The following is an 18,941-nucleotide window of genomic DNA, read 5'->3' as shown; positions in this document are numbered from 1 at the left end:
AGCCTCCACATGACCGAACTCGCCCGTCTCGCCGCCGCCGTCGGCCAACGCCTGATCGAGCGGGGAGAAACCGTCGCCGTCGCCGAATGCTCGGCCGGCGGCCTGATCTCGTCGGCCCTGTTGGCCGTGCCGGGCGCATCGAAGTTCTATGTCGGCGGCGCGGTCGTCTACACCGCTCGGGCGCGGCTCACCCTGCTGGACATCCCGCAAAAGGCGATGGACGGGCTTCGCTCCGCCAGCGAGCCCTATGCGCTGTTGCTGGCCCGCGTGGCCGGCAAGAACCTGAAGGCGACCTGGGGCTTGTCGGAAACCGGTGCGGCCGGTCCCGAAGGCAATCGATATGGCGACGCTGTCGGCCATTGCTGCGTGGCCGCGGTAAGCACGGCGCGCGAGGTCAGTCTTACCATCGAGACCGGTATCGGGGACCGCGAGACCAACATGCGACGCTTCGCCGAGCAAGCTCTTGCCTTGCTGTTGGAAACCTTGGGCTGAAAACTGGCGTACGGGCGCCCGTGGCCGCTACGCCACGGGTCGTTTCTTGCGTCAAACCGCGCCTTGACGCCCCTCCGCGAGCATGGCATTCCCCGATCATCCATTTGGAGCAACACTCGTGCGCACCACCATGATCGTACTTATGGAGCGGCCGTTCACGGCGTGACCTCGAAGTCACGTTGATAGATCGGTCGCGCGCACAAAGGTCCTTCGGGGCCTTTTTTCTTTTCCGCCGCCTCCAAAGCCCAGTTTCACGTCCATCCGGGACTTCCGCCATGACCGCCCACCAGACCATCGAGAGCAACGCTCCCGCAGACTCCGCGAACCGCGCCATGACCGGCGCCGAGATCGTGGTCCGCGGCCTCGTCGATCAAGGCGTCGAGGTTCTGTTCGGCTATCCGGGCGGCGCGGTCCTGCCGATCTACGACGCGCTGTTCCACGAGCCGCGCCTGCAGCACATCCTGGTCCGCCACGAGCAGGGCGCGACCCACGCCGCCGAGGGCTACGCCCGCAGCTCGGGCAAGCCGGGCGTCGTCCTGGTCACCTCGGGTCCGGGCGCGACCAACGCCATCACCGGCATCATGGACGCCCTGATGGACTCGATCCCGATGGTCGTCATCACCGGCCAGGTCCCCACTCACCTGATCGGCACCGACGCCTTCCAGGAAGCCGACACCGTCGGCATGACCCGCTCGTGCACCAAGCACAACTACCTGGTCAAAGACGTCCGCGACCTGCCCCAGATCATCCACGAGGCCTTCAAGATCGCCACCACCGGCCGCCCGGGCCCGGTGCTGATCGACATCCCCAAGGACGTCCAGTTCGCCAAGGGCGAATACTACGGCCCGACCGAGGTCGCCTCGAGCCACGCCTATTCGCCGCGCATCAAGGGCGACGCCGGCCGCATCGCCGAAGCCGCCAGGATGATCGCCGGCGCTCGCCGTCCGATCTTCTACACCGGCGGCGGCGTCATCAACGCCGGCCCCAAGGCCAGCGAGGCCCTGCGCGAGTTCGCCGCCCTGACCGGCGCGCCGGTCACCTCGACCCTGATGGGCCTGGGCGCCTTCCCGGCCGCCGATCCGGCGTGGCTGGGCATGCTGGGCATGCACGGCACCTTCGAAGCCAACAACGCCATGCACGACTGCGACGTGATGATCTGCGTCGGCGCCCGCTTCGACGACCGCGTGACCGGCCGTCTCGACGCCTTCTCGCCGGGCAGCAAGAAGATCCACATCGACATCGACGCCTCGTCGATCAACAAGAACGTCCGCGTCGACCTGCCGATCGTCGGCGACGCCGGCAGCATCCTGGAAGACCTGATCGAGGCCTGGAAGGCCGCCGGCCACCAGCCCAACAAGGCCGCCCTGACCGACTGGTGGACCCAGATCGACGCGTGGCGCGCCCGCCAGTGCCTCGCCTACAAGCGCTCGGACACGGTCATCAAGCCGCAGTACGCCATCCAGCGCCTGTACGAGCTGTCCAAGGACAAGGACGTCTACATCACGACCGAAGTCGGCCAGCACCAGATGTGGGCCGCGCAGTTCTTCCGCTTCGAGGAGCCGAACCGCTGGATGACCTCCGGCGGCTTGGGCACCATGGGCTACGGCCTGCCCGCCGCCCTGGGCGTGCAACTGGCCCACCCCAAGAGCCTGGTCGTCGATATCGCCGGCGAAGCCTCGATCCAGATGTGCATCCAGGAACTGTCGACGGCGATCCAGTTCGACCTGCCGGTCAAGATCTTCATCCTGAACAACGAATGGATGGGCATGGTCCGCCAGTGGCAGCAGCTGCTGCACGGCGAGCGCTACAGCCACTCCTATTCCGACAGCCTGCCCGACTTCGTGAAGCTGGCCGAGGCCTATGGCGCGGTCGGCATCCGCTGCTCGGACCCGGCCGAGCTGGACGCCAAGATCCTGGAAATGATCAACAGCGACAAGCCGGTGATCTTCGACTGCCGCGTCGAGAAGCACGAGAATTGCCTGCCGATGATCCCTTCGGGCAAGGCCCACAACGAGATGATCATGGGCGAGGTCGAGGATATCGGCAGCGTCATCGGCGAAGAGGGCGCGGGTCTGGTCTAGACGCCAGGCGCCATCCAAGGCCTGCTCTTCAGACTCGTCCGGAGTCGTCCATGCGCGCCACGCTTCTCATCGCCGCCCTGCCCCTGATGGTCGCCTCGGCGGCCATCGCCCAGCCGCGCGTCGAGGTTCCGATCCAGCAGAGCGTGCTCGCCAATGGCGCGCCGCGCTATTGGGTCGAGCTGTCGATCGCCGACGGCGCGCCGATCCGGGCCATGCTCGACACCGGCTCGACGGGCCTGCGTGTCCTGGCCGCCGATCCATCGGCCAAGGCCCTGCCCGCGGCGGGACCCGAACAGAACTACGGCTACACCTCCGGCGCACGCTTCTCTGGCCCGCCGGTCAAGGCCGCGATCGCCCTGGGCGCCGCGCGCACGCCCGACGACTTCGTCTTCCAACGGATCGACAAGGCCGCCTGCGCCGACGAGCGTCCCGACTGTCCGGTCAGCGAGGTCGCGGCCGACAAGTACCGGATCTGCGGGCGCGGCGAGAACGGCTTCGTCGCCATCCTGGGGACCAATATGGGCGACGCCGATGCGGCCAATCCGCTGAAGGCGATAGCTCGCTCGTGGATCATCGAACTGCCCAAGGCCGGATCCGACCAGCCGGGACGCCTTATCCTCAACCCGACCCCGGACGAGACCACCGGCTTCACCGCCCTGCCGCTCGATCCCGCCTTAGCCAATCTCCGCGGCGGCTTCCATGACGCCGTGCCCGGCTGCGTGATCAAGGCCGGCGGCGAGACCTCGCTGTGCGGCCCGATGCTGCTGGACAGCGGCGCGCCGGTGGTCGAGGTGGCCCTCGGCGGCGAGGCCAGGCCCGTCGCCTGGCCGGGCGGCACGAAGGCGCGACTGACCATGGGGCGTCCAGGCGCGGCGGTCGCCATGCCCTTCGTCACCGACCAGGATCAAGCCTCGCGAGTAACCATCAGGGCCGGCAAGGGCCGGCCACGCAACAGAATCTCCGCCGGCTCCCTGCCCTTCCAGGCCTTCGCCGTGCTTTATGATCCCCAGGCTCGAATCCTGGGGCTGAAACCCAGAACACCGACGGAAACGCCATGACCGCAAACGTCCAACCCGCCCCCGCCTCGGCCTACGACCTCAGCCCCAACGAGCAGGCCGAGCAGACCGCGACCTTCGCCCTGCTGGTCGACAACGAGCCGGGCGTGCTGCACCGCGTGGTCGGCCTGTTCGCCGCGCGCGGCTACAACATCGAGAGCCTCACGGTGGCCGAGACCGACCGCAAGGCCCACACCAGCCGCATCACCGTGGTCACCCGCGGCACGCGTCAGGTGCTCGACCAGATCGAGGCCCAGCTGAACAAGGTGGTCAACGTCCGCCGCGTGCACGACGTGACCCGCGACCCCAACGGCGTCGAGCGCGAACTGGCCCTGGTCAAGGTCCGCGGCTCGGGCCCCGAACGCGTCGAAGCCCTGCGCATCGCCGATATCTTCCGCGCCAAGCCGGTGGACACCACGCTGGAAAGCTTCGTGTTCGAGATCTCGGGCGCGCCGTCGAAGATCGACAAGTTCCTCGACCTGATGCGTCCGCTGGGCCTGGTGGAACTTTCCCGCACCGGCGTCCTTTCCATCGAACGGGGCTTCGAAGGAATGTAATCGGCATGGGCGCTATCGGACCGGCCGTCATCGCGGGAGCCCTAGCGCTCGCGGCCCAGGCCCAGCCGGTCGCGCCCCTGGTTCCGGCCGCCCCCGCGCCGCCGCCGGATCCGGCGGTGTGGTGGTCGAACGAGATCCCTCGCCCCTCGTCCGAAATCGATCCGCTGGCCGGCCGCCGGCTGGGGCGCAGGGAACAGCCGGTCCCGATCGACAACGGCGTCGATCCGCTGCTCTATCGCCTGTGGGGCCTGCAGCCGTTGCAGACCCAGCTGGTGCGCGGCGGCGAGCTCGTGCTCGAGGCCTGGGCCCGCCCGGCGCGCGGCGTGCGCCAGGCCGTAGTGCGCGTCACGGTGCGCCGCGACGGCCGCGCCTTCGTCCAGGCCCGCGCGGGCCTCGGCTGCTGCACGCCCGAGATCGGCCGGCGCGTCGACATCGACGCCGAGCTACCTGACGACCGCATCGCGGCGCTCAAGGCCCTGGCCGGCGATCCGGCCTGGGGCCAGCCGCGCAGCGTGATCGTCGACTACGGCGGCGGCGCGGTCGAAGGCGTCTGCGTCGACGGTGTTTCGTGGGACGTGACCCTGCTGATTCCCGGCCAGGCCCGCCACCTGCGCCGCGCCTGCGACGACGCCGAGGTCGGCTCGATCGCCGGCGTCCTCTCAGCCGTCGTCGGTGCGGCGGCAGGCCGCGATCCGCTGTTCGACGCGGTGCTGCCGCGCGGCGGCGACTTCTCGCGCCAGGCCACGGCCTATGCCGACCTCAAGGCCCAGGGCGGCCAGCTTAAGGCCGGAACCTCCAGCCGCCCGCAGCCGCCGGCCGTGCCCGTCGCCGAGGACCAGCCCGAGCCCGCCGAACCGCCGACGCCAGCTGCCGACACGTCCGAGCCCCGCTGACCGCAGATCCGCAGGATCGTGCAATCAACCCGGAGCATCGCTCTACCGGCTGGACAGCTGGCCGGGTCATATTGGCCCTGTTCCGCCGTAGCTCCCCTGCGGCGTTCCCCCAAACCAAACCCCAAATCAAAGCCTGGCCATGACCCGCCACATGCCCCGTCGCGCGACGGCGGCGCCGCGCTGGTTCGCCGTCGCCCTCTGGGCCGGCGCCTGCGCGATGGCCGCCCTGCCCGCCCTGCTCTCGTCCGCTTCCACCTGGAGGATCCTGCCATGATGATCGACCACCTCCCCGTCTCCGGCGTCTGGTCCTCGCCCGATGGCCGCTTCAGCCTGGAACTGCGCCCCGACGGCCGTTTCGTCGAGGTCCACGCCAGTCCCGACAGCGTCTTCACCGGCGCCTACGTCCTGGTCGGCGAAACCCTGAAACTGTTCGAGGACCACGGCGCCGTGGTCACCGGCCGCCTTTCCGATGGCCGCCTCAGCCTGGGGACGGTTTAGCCGCGCCCCTTCCATCCGCGGCCCCGAGGGCCTATATTCAGTTCGTCCGGCTTCGGCCGAACTATGGGGATAAACGCGCACGTAATAAGCGGACTGGACCCGGGTGCGATTCCCGGCGGCTCCACCAAATCTCTCCCGAGTTATCACGGGACTGCATGGGGCCGATCAGCATCGACAGACGTGTAAAGGTGTTTGCTTTCTCTCGGCTTGGCCCACCGTTTCGGGCCTTTAAACTAAATGCGAACGATAACTTCGCTGAAGAGTTCGCCGTCGCTGCGTAATGCGGTGCAGGTGAATTCGCCTCTTAAGTCCTAGGGGTTCAGATCCCTAGGCGGGGCCCGGAGGGAGCCTGGCAACAGAATCCCTCCACTTTCCAGAAAAGCAGATAGCTCTCACCGTCCCTTCCAGGACGCTATCAGCGAGCTTGGCGACGGAATCCGCCGCTTTTCGACGCCATCGGCCACCCCCAAAAATTTGTACGCCGCTACCGTATACGGGCGCCTTTGCCGCAAGCCCGCGACAGGTTACGCTGGCCGCTGGATTTGTCGTTTTTGCTTAATCGAAGACCCATGGCCCGCACTCCTCCGACAGAAGACCTGATGCAGTACGAGGCCATGGCCCAGGACGCCCTGCGCGGCGTCGTGAAGGCTGCGCTGAAGAAGGCCGCCGCGCCCGGCGGCCTGCCCGAGCCGCACCATCTCTACATCACCTTCAAGACCCAGGCCGCCGGCGTCTCGGCGCCCCAGGACCTGCTCGGCAAGTATCCCGACGAGATGACGATCATCCTGCAGCACCAGTACTGGGACCTGGCGCCGGGCGAGACCTTCTTCTCGGTGACGCTGAAATTCGGCGGCCAGCCCAAGCGCTTGTCGATCCCGTACGCCGCCGTGACCCGCTTCTACGATCCGTCGGTGCAGTTCGCCCTTCAGTTCGAAGCGCCCGAGATCGAGCCCGCGCCGGTCGAGCCGGAGCCCGAGCCCACCCCGCCCACCGCCGATGGCGACGAGGCCCCCAAGATCATCTCCCTCGACCAGTTCCGGAAGAAGTAAGCCTTGAGCGACATCGCCTCGGAGGAGACCCAAACCCTCACCGACGAGGCGATCCTCGCGCGCTTCCACGCTTCCAAGAACCCGCCGCCCAGCGCCCGCACGCTGGGCTTTCGCCTGACCGCCGTCAGCCAGGCCGAGCGCCGCGTCGAGATCGCCTTCGACGCCCGCGCCGACCTGCTGGCCAACCCGATGGGCCAGGTCCAGGGCGGCTTCGTCTGCGCCATGCTGGACGAATGCATGTCGGTGGCCGGCATGATCGCCTCGGGCATGACCCATGTGGTCCCCACCCTCGAGATGAAAACCAGCTTCCTGCGGCCGGCCATGCCGGGTCCGCTGCGCGGCGTCGGTCGAGTGGTGAAATGGGGACGCACGGTCTGTTTCATGGAAGGCGAACTCTACGACGCGGAAGGCCGGCTGCTGGCCACGTCGACGGGCACGGCGCTGCCGACGCCCTTCGCCAAGTTCAAGAAATAGACGCGCCATGGGCCGGACCACGAGCCTCCTGATCGGCCTGCTGCTGACCCTGCTGGCCATCGCGCCCGCCCATGCCGAAGGCCCTTTCGACCGCTGGGCCGCCGTGGTCGTGGCCGGCGATTTCCGCGCCCATTCCGGCGGCTCGACCGAAGCCTTCGACAATGCCCGCCGCGACGTCTCCCAAAGCCTGACCGCGCTGGGCTTCCCCGCCCCGGCCCAGTTCTCGACGCGCCCCAGGCGCTATCCGTCGCAAGGCGTGGCAGCCTCCGATCCCAAGTCGATCCAGGCGGGCCTGACCTCGGCCGCGGCGGCCTCCTCCGCCGGCTGCCTCGTCTACATCACCTCGCACGGCGCCCCCGAGGGCGTGGTCATGGGCGACAAGGTCCTGCGTCCCCAGCGCCTGGCGGCGATCGTCGACGGCGCCTGTCCGGGACGCCCCTCGATCGTGGTGGTCTCGGCCTGCTTCTCGGGCGTGTTCGTGCCGGCGCTGGAGCGCGACGACCGCATGATCCTGACCGCCGCGCGCCCGGACCGCACCTCGTTCGGCTGCGGCGAGAGCGATCGCTATCCCTACTTCGACGATTGCTTCCTGGCCGAGATCGGCAAGGCCCGTGACTTTGTGGCCCTGGGCCGTGCGGTGCAGGCCTGCGTCGCCCGCAAGGAAGTCGACACCGGCATGACCCCGCCGTCGGAGCCGCAGATGTGGATCGGCCCCGAACTGCGCCCCCTTCTGCCGCTCTACGCCTTCGCCAAGGCGCGAAAGCCGGCGCCGCCGCCGGCTGCTTCACCGCCGCCGGCTGGAAACTGAACAGCCCGACTGACGCAGGGGCAGTTTTCTTCCCGGCGCCGGTGTCCCTCGCCGCGCGAATTGGCCTAAGAAGGCCTTGAGGGGCTCTATCGGCGAGGTGGGATACGTGACGTTGCGTTTGTCGTCCAAGGTCGCGCGGTGCGCGGCGGTCGTGGGGATCTGGCTGGGGGGCGCGAGCAGCGCCACGAGCCAAGGCACGGCGCCGACAGCCCCCATATCGACCGCGCCGCGCGCTTCGGCGCCCGCTCCGGCGACGGCGACGCCAAGGACCGCGCCGGCCGTTCGCGCAGCACGTCCGCCCGCACCGGCCGCCGCGCCCGCCGCGACGCCTCCCGTCGCGCCCGCCCTCCCCGGCGTCACGCCCCTGCCCGCGCCTGAGCTGGAAGCCTTCGTCGACGGTTTCGTCCGCCGCTCGATGAACCAGGACCACATCGCCGGCGTCACCGTGTCGGTAGTGCAGAACGGCCAGGTCGTGCTGAAGAAGGGCTATGGCGTCGCCGGCCTGGCCGATGGGCGCCGCGTCGATCCGGACCGCACGCTGTTCCGTATCGGCTCGATCTCCAAGACCTTCACCTGGATCGCCCTGCAGAACGAGATCGACGCCGGCCGCATCCGCCCCGACACGCCGATCAACGTCTACCTGCCCGAGAAGCTTCAGGTCCGCGACCAGGGCAAGAAGAACCCGGTGCGGGTGCGCGACCTCTACAACCACACGCCCGGCTTCGAGGACCGCGCCCTGGGCCAGCTGTTCGAGCGCGACGAGCGCCGCATCCGGCCGCTGGACGTCTATCTGCGCCAGGAACGGCCCAACCGGGTGCGCGAGCCCGGCGTGCTGCCGGCCTATTCGAACTACGGCGTCGCCCTGGTCGGCGCGGCCCTGGCCAACACCGGCGCCAAGCCGTTCGAGGACCTGATCGCCGAGCGCGTGATCGTGCCCGCCGGCCTGACCCGCACAACCTTCCGCGAGCCGCGCGCCTGGCGCGACGACCTGCCCGCGCCGATGGCCCCGGCCCTCGCCGCCGACATGGCCCAAGGCTATCGCTGGACGCCGCTGGGCCTGCAGGCCCAGCCGATCGAGTTCATCGGCCAGATCGCCCCGGCCGGCTCGGCCTCGAGCACCGCCGCCGACATGGCCCGCTACATGACCCTGCTGCTGAACGGCGGGACGATCGACGGCCGCACCGTGTTCTCGGCGCGCGCCGCCCAGGCCTTCCGCACGCCCAGCTATCGGCCCGCGGCCGGCGCAGCGGGCATGAACAGCGGCTTCCAGGACATCGCCCTGCCCGGCAATCGCCGCGGCTTCGGCCATGCCGGCGCCACCCTGTGGTTCCACTCCAACATGGTCATCGCGCCCGACCTGGGCCTGGGCGTCTTCGTCTCGGTCAACACCGACACCGGCCAAAGCCTGCCGGCCACCCTGCCCGCGGCCATCGTCGAACGCTTCTACGCTCCGGCCCGCGCCGTGCCGGCGTTCACCCCGCTCTCGGCCCAGGCGGCCGCCGTCTATGAGGGCGACTACCTGACCGACCGCCGCGCCTATGGCGGCCTGGAGGGTTTCGTGAACCGCCTGATCGGCGTGGCCAAGGTCCGGGTCAGCGACCAGGGCGGCCTCGCCATCACGACCGACGGCCAGACCCGCCTGTGGCTGCCCACCGACCGTGAGGACGTCTTCAAGGCCGCCGACGGCGCCGACATGCTGGTCTTCCAGCGTCAGGACGGTGCGGCCGCGCGGTTCTTCGCCCCGTCAGGCGTCGCCGCCTACGAGCGGGTCGGCTCTCTGTTCAAGCAGGGCGTGCTGGCCGGCATGACCCTGCTGGCCGCCCTGGCCTCGATCGCCACCCTGGCCGGCGTGTTCGTACGCAGCCGCCGCGACACCCGCCAGACCACCAGCCAGGCCCGCGCCAGCCTTCTGCAGACCACCCAGGCGGTGCTGTGGCTGACGGCGATCGCCTGCGTGGGCGCCTTTGCGCTGGGTTCGGGCGACGTCGCCGCCGTGGTCTTCGGCTGGCCCAGCGGCTGGCTACTGACGGCTTCGGCCTGCGCCTTCATCGCCACCCTGCTGACCCTGCTGACCCTGGCCATGGTGCCAGTCGTCTGGCGCGGCGGCCGACGCGTCGACAGCTGGAACGACCTGCGCAAGCTATGCTTCACGGTCACGGCGCTGATCTTCATCGGCTTCTCGGTAGTGCTGGCCGCCTGGGGCTTCCTCGAGTTCTGGAACACCTGATCCGGCACGCCGCGTGCAGTCTCCCCCGTCGTGGCGACGATGGGGGAGTTCGCGCGTGTCGAAACGGAACGTCTGCATCCTGGCCGGAGCCGGCCTCGGCGCCTGGCTGGCCGCCACTCTATTCTACGGCGCTTTCGGCAGCGCGCTGATCGAGCGGGCCTTCTGGTTCTACGCCCTCAACGCCTTCCTGGCGGCGGCGCTGGCCACCTTCGCCTTCCAGGCCGTGGCGCGTCTGCTGCGGATTCCCCGCGGCCGTCGGCTCTATCCGGCCATGGCCTTCGCCCTGCCCGGCGTCGCGGCGGCGAACCTGATCCTGCTGGGCCTCGTGCCCCTGGCGCCCGGCGCCGAACCGTCGAGTCTCGGGCGCTATCTCGCCTTCCTGATCGTGCTCTACATCTCGATCGGGGCGTCAGTCTTCGAGCGTGCCCCGCAGAAAGCACGACTCTAGCTTTCGCACCACGATCACGATCCGCTCGCGCTCGCCCGGGCGCCGCTCGACCAGGAGCCGGGCGACTTGTGCGTCGTCGTGAAAGGCATAGCCCTTGATGGCGTCGAGCAGGGCCTTGGCTAGGTTGTCGAGGTCCAGCCACGGCGGCTCGCCGACGAACTCCATGCCGATCTCGACCGAGAACTCGCCCCAGGCGGGCCGCGAACCACGCCAGCTCTTGCGGAAGAACTCGTAGATCAGCGGCTTGTAGTACTTGGCCTGGGTGGTCAGGCCGTCGACCACGATGGTCAGTTCGCCCCCAGCCTCGCGGGCGCGGACCTTGCCGTGATGCGTCCAGTCGTCGTTCAAGCGCGAGGCCTCCGGGCCCGCCAGCGCGGCGAGCGTCGGATCGCTGTCTACGCGCCCGGAGGCTAGAGGCGCAAATGGATCCCGCGCCGATGCAGCGGGATCAGGATCGCCAGGATGAAGGCCAGCACCGCCAGGGCGCAGGCAAGGGACGCGGCCTTGGGGTCGGGGATCACGCGCAGGGCCAGGTCGTAGGTCAGTCCCTGGGCCGAATGGCCGCCCGGCAGCAGCGGCATCGAACCGAAGATCCCCAGCAGTTGCGAGAGGATGAAGGCCAGGATGGCGTTGCCGCCGAAGATGGTCAGCGGCGCGGCCAGCTTCAGCGCCGGCTTCAGTCCCGCCAACAGGTCGAGCACGAACAGGGCCGCCATCGACAGGCCGCTGCTCAGCAGGGCGAAGCTGGGCGTCCAGATCGACTTGTTGATCGGCATGACGCCGTCCAGCAGCAGGCCGCCGGCGATCAGCGCGGCCGACAGCAGGGCCAGGGCGATGCGGCTGGCCCCGCCCCTCGCCAGCAAGGCCGCGGCGATCGCGCCGATCAGCACGTTGACGGCGGCCGGCAGGGTCGAGAGCAGGCCTTCGGGATCATAGGTGACGCCGACGCCCTCGGTCGTGCCGTGCTTCCAGAGGTGCGGGATGGTGATCACCGCCCGGTCGATGAAGGCCGGCAGCGAGCCGTGCGAGTCGAGCCGTCCCGCGCCGAAGCCCGGAACCGGCGCGAAGGCCAGCAGCGCCCAGTAGATCGCCAGCAGGACGACGGCGGCCGCGGTGACGGCCACGAAGCTGAACTTCAGGCGGCTTCCGGCGCGCGGCGCGGCCAGCACGCAGATCGCCACGCCCAGCGCGTAGCAGAGGCCGATGCGTTGCAGGATGCCCGGCAGGCGGAGATGGGCGAAATCGAACTTCGGCAGGGCGTTGAGCAGCAGACCGAGAAGGATCAGCATCGCCGTGCGGCGCGCGACCTTTATCCAGAAGCCGGCCGAGGCGCGGTCGCCGGGCGTCAGGCGCGGGACCGACAGGCCGATGGCCATGCCGACGCAGAACAGGAAGGTCGGAAAGACGAGGTCGGCCGGCGTCCAGCCGTGCCAGGGCGCGTGGGCCAGCGGCGCATAGACCTGGCTCCATGATCCCGGACTGACCACGATGATCATCCCGGCCACCGCCAGACCACGCAGAAGATCCAGCGCGACGATCCGACCGCCGCCCTTGCCCGACGCCATGTACGCTTCCCCCAAACACTTTTTCTGGGCGCGGAGGGTTCGCATGCTCGCGCCTGGTGTCAACCGGCGTCGGGAGCGTTGCCCTGGCGGCCCTCAGGGTCTAGACCCCCCTCGACCGTTTTCCGGGAGACCCGCATGACCGCCACGCGCACCGAGACCGACACCTTCGGCCCCATCGAAGTCGCCGCCGACCGCTATTGGGGCGCGCAAGCCCAGCGTAGCCTCGGCAACTTCAAGATCGGCTGGGAAAAGCAGCCGCTGCCAGTCGTCCGGGCCCTGGGCATCGTCAAGCGCGCCGCCGCCGAGACCAACCACAAGCTCGGCAAGCTGGACGCAGGCCTCAAGGACGCCATCGTCCAGGCCGCCAACGAAGTGATCGAAGGCAAGCTGAACGACCACTTCCCGCTGGTCGTGTGGCAGACCGGCTCGGGCACCCAGTCGAACATGAACGCCAACGAGGTGATCTCGAACCGCGCGATCGAGATCCTGGGCGGCGAGATGGGCACCAAGAAGCCCGTCCACCCGAACGACCACGTCAACATGAGCCAGTCGTCGAACGACACCTATCCGACGGCGATGCACGTGGCCTGCGCCGAGCAGATCGTCTCGGACCTGCTGCCGGCGCTGAAGCACCTGCACGCGGCCCTGAAGGCCAAGTCGGAAGCCTGGGCCGAGATCATCAAGATCGGCCGCACCCACACCCAGGACGCCACCCCGCTGACGCTGGGCCAGGAGTTCGGCGGCTACACCCAGCAGGTCGAGAACGGCATCGAGCGCATCGAGCAGACCTTGCCCAAGCTGATGCAACTGGCCCAGGGCGGCACCGCCGTCGGCACCGGCCTGAACGCTCCGATCGGCTTCGCCGAAGGCGTGGCCGAAGCCATCGCCGCCATTACCGGCCTGCCCTTCACCACCGCTCCGAACAAGTTCGAGGCCCTGGCCGCCCACGACGCCATGGTGTTCAGCCACGGCGCGATCAACACGGTCGCCGCCTCGCTGTTCAAGATCGCCAACGACATCCGCTTCCTGGGCTCGGGCCCGCGCGCGGGCCTGGGCGAACTGGCCCTGCCGGAAAACGAGCCGGGCTCGTCGATCATGCCGGGCAAGGTCAACCCGACCCAGTGTGAAGCCCTGACCCAGGTCTGCGTGCAGGTGTTCGGCAACCACGCCGCCCTGACCTTCGCCGGGTCGCAAGGCCACTTCGAGCTGAACGTCTTCAACCCGGTGATGGCCTACAACTTCCTGCAGTCGGTGCGCCTGCTGGCCGACGCGGCGATCAGCTTCACCGACAACTGCGTGGTCGGCATCGAGCCGCGCATCGACAACATCCAGAAGGGCGTCGAGAACTCGCTGATGCTGGTCACGGCCCTGAACGGCCGCCTGGGCTACGACATCTGCGCCAAGATCGCCAAGACCGCCCACAAGAACGGCACCACCCTGCGCGAGGAAGCCGTCGGCGGCGGCTACCTGACGAACGAAGAGTTCGACCAGTACGTCCGTCCGGAAAAGATGGTCTCGCCGGGCTGAGGCCCGCCCGACTGAACGACTGACAAGACGGGGCGGCGCATCAGCGACCGCCCCGTTTTCGTATCCCGGTCGCGGCGAACCGGTGCTATGCGAAAGATCGCATGACCGGTCTTGTCCGCCCCTACTGGATAGAAGCCCGCTTCGAGCGACGCGAGAGCTGGAACGCAGCGGCCTACCCGTTCAACCTGCCCGTGGTTCGCGGCCTGGACACCCTGGCCTTCCATCCGCGCGTGACCTTCCTGGTCGGCGAAAACGGCTCGGGCAAGTCGACCCTGATCGAGGCCCTGGCCGTGGCCTGGGGCTTCAACGCCGAAGGCGGATCGACCAGCGTCAACTTCTCCACCCGCGCCTCGCACTCGCCGCTCAGCCAGCACATCCGTAAGGTTCGAGGACATCTGCGGCCCATCGACGGTTACTTCCTGCGGGCCGAGAGCTTCTTCAACGTGGCCAGCTACATCGAGGAGGTCGGTGTCTCGGGCTACGGCCAGGTTCCGCTGCACGAGCAGTCGCACGGCGAAGCGTTCTTCGCCCTGTTCGACAACCGCTTCCGCGGCGACGGCCTCTACATCCTCGACGAGCCGGAAGCGGCCCTTTCGCCGCAGCGGCAACTGTCGTTCCTGGCGCGGCTGCATGAGCTGGTGCTGGCGCGGTCGCAGTTCATCATCGCCACCCACTCGCCGATCCTGCTGGGCTATCCGGACGCCTGGATCTACCAGGCCTCCGAGCGCGGCCTGGAGCGAGTGGACTACGAGGACACCGAGCACTTCCAGGTGACCCGCAACTTCCTCAACCGTCGCCAGACCTTCCTGGACGTCTTGCTGTCGGACGACGAGGAGGCGTGATAGCCTTCCGTCCATGGGCAAGCCCGAACTCGACATGGCGGCCGAACGGAGCATCGATCCGGAACTGCTGGCGCAGGCCCAGCGGCTGGGGATTTCGGTCGCCGGCATGAGCGAGCGGCAGTTGCGGCTGCACCTGCAGAAGGTCGATCCCGCCGGGGCCGAGGAACGCGCCAGGCGCTGGGCGGAAGAGAACGCCGAGGCGATCACAGACCACAACGCGCGGGTGACCCGACGCGGACTCATCTCGGACCACTTCCGAAAGTGGTAGTTGAGGCAGTTCGATGCCTACAGAAATCCAGCCCCGGCCGCGCGCCACGTCGCGCCGTTCCTCGTTGTCCTTTCTTCCCATCATCTTCACGGCCTCACCGAGGTCGTGGTTGCACCCGCCGTAAACGATGCGCAGAGCATCGTCGCCGAATTGGAGGTTCCCGTCGTGATCGAGGATCAGCCGCTGACCTTGGTGATCAGCGAGCTGTTCAGCATCGATGCTCGCCAACTCCGCCAGCGCATCTCTTCCCTCGCCGCCCACGAGGACGCGATCCGGCGCGCCCTCGACCGGTTGGTCACCGGCTTCTAGCGGCGCACCACCGTGCGGCCGATCGGGGCCAGGGCGATGTAGGCCAGTTGCAGGTCCTTGATGGCGAACGGGATGCCGATGATGCTGATGGCCTCGGCCACGGCGATCAGCAGGTGGCTGAGCGCGATGTACCAGCCGCCGAGCACGAACCAGATCAGGTTCAGCAGGAAGCCAAGCGGACCCGTGCCGATGTCGCTGCGTCCGGTGACGATCTCGCGGCTGACGATCTCCTTGCCGAACGGCCAGAAGGCGAAGCCGGCGATGCGCCAGGCCGCGCCGGCATAGGGCAGGCCGACGATGGTGATCGCCAGAAGCAGCCCCCCCAGCAGCCACAGCAGGCCCGACAGCCAGCCGCCGAGGAAGAACCAGAGCAGGTTGAGGATGAAGCGGATCATCGCGGTCCTTTCGTCTCGGTGAAGACTTGGGATGTCGTCGTGGCGTTGTCGAGCTTGACGGCGCGACCTTACGGCGAATTCACCGCAGCAGCTGCCAGCGCCTGGCCCAGCGCCCCTTGCCGAACCGCGACAGGGCCAGGAGGTAAAGGCCTGCATAGACGACGACGCCCAGGCCGATCAGCGCCCAGCTCCAGGGGCCGGGCGCATGCCAGGTCGGCGCCGTGGTCAGCCAGTCGTGCGGCGGCGAGGTCAGCTCCAGCCACAGGCCGCCGACCCAGGCGATGGAGAACAGGGCCACGGCCGGATAGCGCAGGATCGGGCTCTTCTGCACCAGCAGCAGGAACTGGACGAAGACCGCGGCCGCGGCGGCGGCGAAACCGGCCAGCCAGGGCTGCCAGGTTCCCGGCGCCAGGCGCGCCGCGCCAAGGCCCGCCAGCAGCGGTGCCCACAGCAATGGACCGAAGAAGAGAAGGATGAGGGCCAGGCCGACGAGGACCCCTACCCCGCCGCCGATCACCTTGCCGGCCGCCTCACCGGCGGCGTGCGCGCCGTGATGGCGATCGACGCCGTGAGGATCGCCGGACGGGTTGTGGCCCTTCGCCATCAGGCCCGGCGGCTGACCGCGAAGTCGGCGAGGCTTTCGAGGCTTTCGCGCCAGTCATTGGCCGGGAAGACCGCCAGGGCGGCCTTGGCCTTGTCGGCGTACTCGGCGGCGAGGTCGAGCGTGGCGTCCAGGGCGCCGGTGCCGATGATCAGCTCGCGGGCGCGGCGGAAGTCGGCCTCGGTCTGCTCGCGACGGCCGATGGCGCGCTCCCAGAACTCGGCCTCGCGCGGACCCGAGCGGGCGATGGCCAGCAGCAGCGGCAGGGTGGCCTTGCCTTCGCGGAAGTCGTCGCCGGCGTTCTTGCCAAGCGTTTCGGTGGCGCCGCCGTAGTCGAGGGCGTCGTCGGCCAGCTGGAAGGCCAGACCCAGGCTCATGCCGTAGTCGCGCAGGGCCTTGGACTTTTCGGCGTCGACCCCGGCCGACACCGCGCCGGCCTCGGCCGCGGCGGCGAACAGCTCGGCGGTCTTGGCCGCGATGATCTCGAGATAGACCGCCTGCGACAGGTTGAGGTCATGGCTGCGCATCAGTTGCAGCACCTCGCCCTCGGCGATCACGCGGCTGGCCTGGGCGAGGATCTGCAGGGCGCGCATCGAGTCGGTCTCGACCATCAGCTCGAAGGCGCGGGCGAACAGGAAGTCGCCGACCAGCACGCTTTGGGCCGCGCCCCAGATCAGGTGCGCGGCGACCTTGCCGCGACGCAGCTGGCTGCCGTCGACAACGTCGTCGTGCAGCAGGGTGGCGGTATGGATGAACTCGACGGCGGCGGCCAGCTTGAGGCAGTGGTCGTTATCCGAACCGGCCAGGCGCGCGGCGGCCACGGTCAGCAGCGGGCGCAGGCGCTTGCCGCCGGCGGCGATCAGGTGCTCGGCCAGGGCCGGGATCACCGGGACGTCGCTTTGCATGCGATCGGTGATCAGGCGGTCCACGCCGCCCATGTCGGCGGCGGCCAGGCGCACGAGACGATCCACCGATCCCGGCTGACGGGCGAGGGTCGCTGCAGCTGCGTCCAAGACCATGTACTCCTCAGGCGACGCCGCTCGTAGCGCCATGGGCGTTGCGAGCGACAATGGTGGCGGGATAGGTCAGGGTCAAGGCGAGCACAAGGCCCGAAACGTTGTCCGACCCCACCTCTGTTCCTTCCGTCACCGAAGACCGTGTCCTCGACGGACGCGTGAAGCTTCGCCAATCGGCCGCCGGATACCGGGCGGGGCTGGATGCGGCCCTGCTGGCGGCCGCCTGCGACGCCGGCGACGGAGAACGCGTCATCGAGGCCGGATGCGGCGTCGGCGCGGCCTTGCTGGCCGCCGCGAGCCGTCGCCCATCCGTGCGATTCGTCGGACTGGAGCGCGATTCCGCCGCCGCGGCCCTGGCGCGGGAGAACGCCGCGCTGAACGGCCTGGCCGACCGCGTCGAGATCATCGAGGGCGACGTGGCGGCCGGCTTCCGGGCCCTGGCCCTGCCCGTCTTCGACGCGATGATGAGCAATCCCCCGTTCTTCGACGACCCCAGGGCCCTGCGCGCGCCGGCGCCGGAGAAGACCGGCGCCTGGATGGCCGATGCGGGCCTCTCCGCCTGGACCGCCTTCGCCCTGAAGGCCGTGCGCGAGGGAGGGACCATCACCCTGATCCACCGCGCCGACCGCCTGGCCGACATCCTGGCCCTGCTGGCCCCTAAGGCCGGGTCGTTCCGCATCCGCCCGATCCAGCCCTTCGCCGACGCGCCGGCCAAGCGGGTGCTGGTGCGGGCGATGAAGACCGGCAAGGCGCCTCTGGTGCTGCTGCCGGCCCTGGTGATGCACGAGCGCGGCGGGGGGAAGCATTCGGTGGAAGCCGAAGCGATCCTGCGGGGGGAAGCGGCGCTGGAGTGGTGAGAACGCCCCTCGCCCTAAGGCTGAGAATTCTGGCCGCAGCGCTTTTTACGCGTCCCCTAACGTTCTGCTAACGCAACGCGTGCATAGCTGAGCCTCGGGTGCAAAACGCGCCCTTGGCCAGAAGGCCGCGCCGGGAAGAACGGGTCGATGCCGCAGAACAGCATCAACACGAACGTCGGGGCGATGATCGCCCTGCAGTCGCTGAACACGATCAATCGTGATCTGGCGACGACGCTGCGCCGTATCGCCACCGGCCTGAAGATCTCATCCCCCAAGGACAATCCCGCCGTCTGGGCCACCGCCAAGATGCAGGCGGCCGAGGCCAAGTCGCTGGACGCCGTGCGCGCCTCGCTGCAGCGCGGCCAGTCGACGGTGGACGTGGCCCTGGCGGCCGGCGACACGGTCACCGACCTGCTCGACCAGATGAAGCAGAAGATGCTGGCCGCGTCGGATCCCAGCCTGACCACCGCCAGCCGCAAGCTGCTGAACGACGACTACGTCTCGCTGCGCAAGCAGATCGACCGCGCGGTCGAGAACGCCAGCTTCAACGGCGTGAACCTGATCTCGGCCGGGAACACCGGCAATATCCGCGCCCTGGCCAACGCCAAGGCCGACCAGACCATCGATGTCGACCACGTGGACCTGTCGACCGGCGGCGCGGCCCTGGCCGGCATGCGCGCCGACCTGCTGACCGCGCCCTCCTCGACCGACATCAAGGCCATGGACACGGCCATGCAGAACGTCACCTCCGCCTTGTCGCGGCTGGGCACCCAGGCCAACGGCCTCGACACCCACCTGACCTTCATCGACAAGCTGCAGGACACCCTGGAGGCCTCGGTCGGCCGCCTGATCGACGCCGACATGGCCCAGGAGGCAACCCGCCTGCAGGCCTTGCAGATCAAGCAGCAGCTGGCCATCAAGTCGCTGTCGATCGCCAACGCCGCGCCGAGCTATATCCTCAAGCTGTTCGGGGGCTGAG

24 protein-coding genes and 1 other RNA gene are annotated in these 18,941 nt (G+C 68.9%); 20 read left to right on the top strand and 5 right to left on the bottom strand.

Going from position 1 to position 18,941, the window contains the following annotated elements:
- Positions 1–9: 9 nt before the first annotated feature.
- The 14 genes from SGCZBJ_RS08460 (at position 10) to SGCZBJ_RS08405 (ending at position 10,582) form a co-directional block, all read left to right on the top strand.
- Positions 10–492: a CinA family protein gene (locus tag SGCZBJ_RS08460; RefSeq protein WP_101717569.1), complete on the top strand. Its 483-nt coding sequence runs from the start codon at positions 10–12 to the stop codon at positions 490–492.
- Positions 493–610: 118 nt separating this feature from the next.
- On the top strand, positions 611–658 hold the full coding sequence (locus tag SGCZBJ_RS26490) for a hypothetical protein (RefSeq protein WP_370444040.1): 48 nt from the start codon (positions 611–613) through the stop codon (positions 656–658).
- Positions 659–767: 109 nt separating this feature from the next.
- The gene (locus SGCZBJ_RS08455; protein WP_101717568.1) at positions 768–2,573 is read left to right on the top strand and encodes an acetolactate synthase 3 large subunit; all 1,806 of its coding nucleotides are present in this window, start codon (positions 768–770) and stop codon (positions 2,571–2,573) included.
- A 50-nt stretch (positions 2,574–2,623) separates the two neighbouring features.
- Entirely contained in the window at positions 2,624–3,631 is a 1,008-nt protein-coding gene (locus tag SGCZBJ_RS08450) for a hypothetical protein (RefSeq protein WP_101717567.1), read from the top strand.
- Positions 3,628–4,185 (top strand): acetolactate synthase small subunit, encoded by a 558-nt coding sequence (ilvN, locus tag SGCZBJ_RS08445; protein WP_101717566.1) that lies wholly within the window; start codon positions 3,628–3,630, stop codon positions 4,183–4,185. The genes SGCZBJ_RS08450 and ilvN overlap by 4 nt, the downstream gene beginning before the upstream one ends.
- A 5-nt stretch (positions 4,186–4,190) precedes the next feature.
- Positions 4,191–5,078 carry a hypothetical protein gene (locus SGCZBJ_RS08440; protein ID WP_101717565.1) on the top strand — a complete coding sequence of 296 codons (888 nt, stop codon included), beginning with the start codon at positions 4,191–4,193 and terminating at the stop codon, positions 5,076–5,078.
- A 139-nt stretch (positions 5,079–5,217) separates the two neighbouring features.
- Positions 5,218–5,352, top strand: coding sequence for a hypothetical protein (locus tag SGCZBJ_RS26360; protein WP_276308941.1), 135 nt, complete (start codon positions 5,218–5,220; stop codon positions 5,350–5,352).
- Positions 5,352–5,576 (top strand): Atu4866 domain-containing protein, encoded by a 225-nt coding sequence (locus SGCZBJ_RS08435; protein ID WP_101717676.1) that lies wholly within the window; start codon positions 5,352–5,354, stop codon positions 5,574–5,576. The genes SGCZBJ_RS26360 and SGCZBJ_RS08435 overlap by 1 nt, the downstream gene beginning before the upstream one ends.
- A 5-nt stretch (positions 5,577–5,581) precedes the next feature.
- Positions 5,582–5,947, top strand: a transfer-messenger RNA (tmRNA) gene (gene ssrA, locus SGCZBJ_RS08430).
- A gap of 198 nt (positions 5,948–6,145) precedes the next feature.
- Entirely contained in the window at positions 6,146–6,625 is a 480-nt protein-coding gene (locus SGCZBJ_RS08425; RefSeq protein ID WP_101717564.1) for an SspB family protein, read from the top strand.
- Between the two features lie 3 nt (positions 6,626–6,628).
- The gene (locus SGCZBJ_RS08420) at positions 6,629–7,099 is read left to right on the top strand and encodes a PaaI family thioesterase (RefSeq protein ID WP_101717563.1); all 471 of its coding nucleotides are present in this window, start codon (positions 6,629–6,631) and stop codon (positions 7,097–7,099) included.
- 7 nt (positions 7,100–7,106) lie between these two features.
- A complete protein-coding gene (locus tag SGCZBJ_RS08415; RefSeq protein ID WP_101717562.1) occupies positions 7,107–7,907 on the top strand; it encodes a C13 family peptidase in 801 nt (266 codons plus the stop codon).
- A gap of 106 nt (positions 7,908–8,013) precedes the next feature.
- Positions 8,014–10,134: a serine hydrolase domain-containing protein gene (locus tag SGCZBJ_RS08410; RefSeq protein ID WP_101717561.1), complete on the top strand. Its 2,121-nt coding sequence runs from the start codon at positions 8,014–8,016 to the stop codon at positions 10,132–10,134.
- 55 nt (positions 10,135–10,189) lie between these two features.
- Complete coding sequence (locus SGCZBJ_RS08405) at positions 10,190–10,582, top strand: hypothetical protein (protein ID WP_101717560.1); 393 nt, start codon at positions 10,190–10,192, stop codon at positions 10,580–10,582.
- Here the strand turns inward: SGCZBJ_RS08405 and SGCZBJ_RS08400 are convergent.
- Both SGCZBJ_RS08400 and SGCZBJ_RS08395 read right to left on the bottom strand, forming a co-directional pair.
- On the bottom strand, positions 10,544–10,930 hold the full coding sequence (locus tag SGCZBJ_RS08400; RefSeq protein WP_101717559.1) for a RusA family crossover junction endodeoxyribonuclease: 387 nt from the start codon (positions 10,928–10,930) through the stop codon (positions 10,544–10,546). The genes SGCZBJ_RS08405 and SGCZBJ_RS08400 overlap by 39 nt on opposite strands.
- Positions 10,931–10,992: 62 nt before the next feature.
- On the bottom strand, positions 10,993–12,147 hold the full coding sequence (locus SGCZBJ_RS08395) for an acyltransferase family protein (RefSeq protein ID WP_101717558.1): 1,155 nt from the start codon (positions 12,145–12,147) through the stop codon (positions 10,993–10,995).
- Between the two features lie 135 nt (positions 12,148–12,282).
- On the opposite strand from SGCZBJ_RS08395, the gene fumC reads away from it, so the two are divergent.
- The 4 genes from fumC to SGCZBJ_RS08375 all read left to right on the top strand — a co-directional run bounded on the left by fumC (position 12,283) and on the right by SGCZBJ_RS08375 (position 15,093).
- On the top strand, positions 12,283–13,674 hold the full coding sequence (gene fumC, locus SGCZBJ_RS08390) for a class II fumarate hydratase (RefSeq protein ID WP_101717557.1): 1,392 nt from the start codon (positions 12,283–12,285) through the stop codon (positions 13,672–13,674).
- Positions 13,675–13,775: 101 nt separating this feature from the next.
- On the top strand, positions 13,776–14,516 hold the full coding sequence (locus tag SGCZBJ_RS08385; protein WP_101717556.1) for an AAA family ATPase: 741 nt from the start codon (positions 13,776–13,778) through the stop codon (positions 14,514–14,516).
- Positions 14,517–14,529: 13 nt separating this feature from the next.
- A complete protein-coding gene (locus SGCZBJ_RS08380; RefSeq protein ID WP_101717555.1) occupies positions 14,530–14,784 on the top strand; it encodes a type II toxin-antitoxin system CcdA family antitoxin in 255 nt (84 codons plus the stop codon).
- Positions 14,785–15,093, top strand: coding sequence for a CcdB family protein (locus SGCZBJ_RS08375; protein ID WP_101717554.1), 309 nt, complete (start codon positions 14,785–14,787; stop codon positions 15,091–15,093). It begins immediately after the preceding gene.
- Here SGCZBJ_RS08375 and SGCZBJ_RS08370 read toward each other — a convergent pair.
- The 3 genes from SGCZBJ_RS08370 to SGCZBJ_RS08360 form a co-directional block, all read right to left on the bottom strand.
- Positions 15,090–15,488, bottom strand: coding sequence for a YccF domain-containing protein (locus SGCZBJ_RS08370; protein ID WP_101717553.1), 399 nt, complete (start codon positions 15,486–15,488; stop codon positions 15,090–15,092). The two genes, SGCZBJ_RS08375 and SGCZBJ_RS08370, sit on opposite strands and share 4 nt — an antisense overlap.
- A gap of 79 nt (positions 15,489–15,567) precedes the next feature.
- Positions 15,568–16,092, bottom strand: coding sequence for a hypothetical protein (locus tag SGCZBJ_RS08365; RefSeq protein WP_101717552.1), 525 nt, complete (start codon positions 16,090–16,092; stop codon positions 15,568–15,570).
- On the bottom strand, positions 16,092–17,102 hold the full coding sequence (locus SGCZBJ_RS08360; protein ID WP_165262279.1) for a polyprenyl synthetase family protein: 1,011 nt from the start codon (positions 17,100–17,102) through the stop codon (positions 16,092–16,094). Before SGCZBJ_RS08360 ends, SGCZBJ_RS08365 begins: the two co-directional genes overlap by 1 nt.
- A gap of 104 nt (positions 17,103–17,206) precedes the next feature.
- On the opposite strand from SGCZBJ_RS08360, the gene SGCZBJ_RS08355 reads away from it, so the two are divergent.
- The gene (locus SGCZBJ_RS08355; RefSeq protein WP_101717550.1) at positions 17,207–17,962 is read left to right on the top strand and encodes a tRNA1(Val) (adenine(37)-N6)-methyltransferase; all 756 of its coding nucleotides are present in this window, start codon (positions 17,207–17,209) and stop codon (positions 17,960–17,962) included.
- Between the two features lie 147 nt (positions 17,963–18,109).
- On the top strand, positions 18,110–18,940 hold the full coding sequence (locus SGCZBJ_RS08350; RefSeq protein WP_101717549.1) for a flagellin: 831 nt from the start codon (positions 18,110–18,112) through the stop codon (positions 18,938–18,940).
- Position 18,941 lies beyond the last annotated feature (1 nt).

This window comes from Caulobacter zeae (assembly GCF_002858925.1).
In the GTDB taxonomy this organism is placed as follows: domain Bacteria; phylum Pseudomonadota; class Alphaproteobacteria; order Caulobacterales; family Caulobacteraceae; genus Caulobacter; species Caulobacter zeae.
This window is presented reverse-complemented; position numbering and strand designations above follow the sequence as displayed.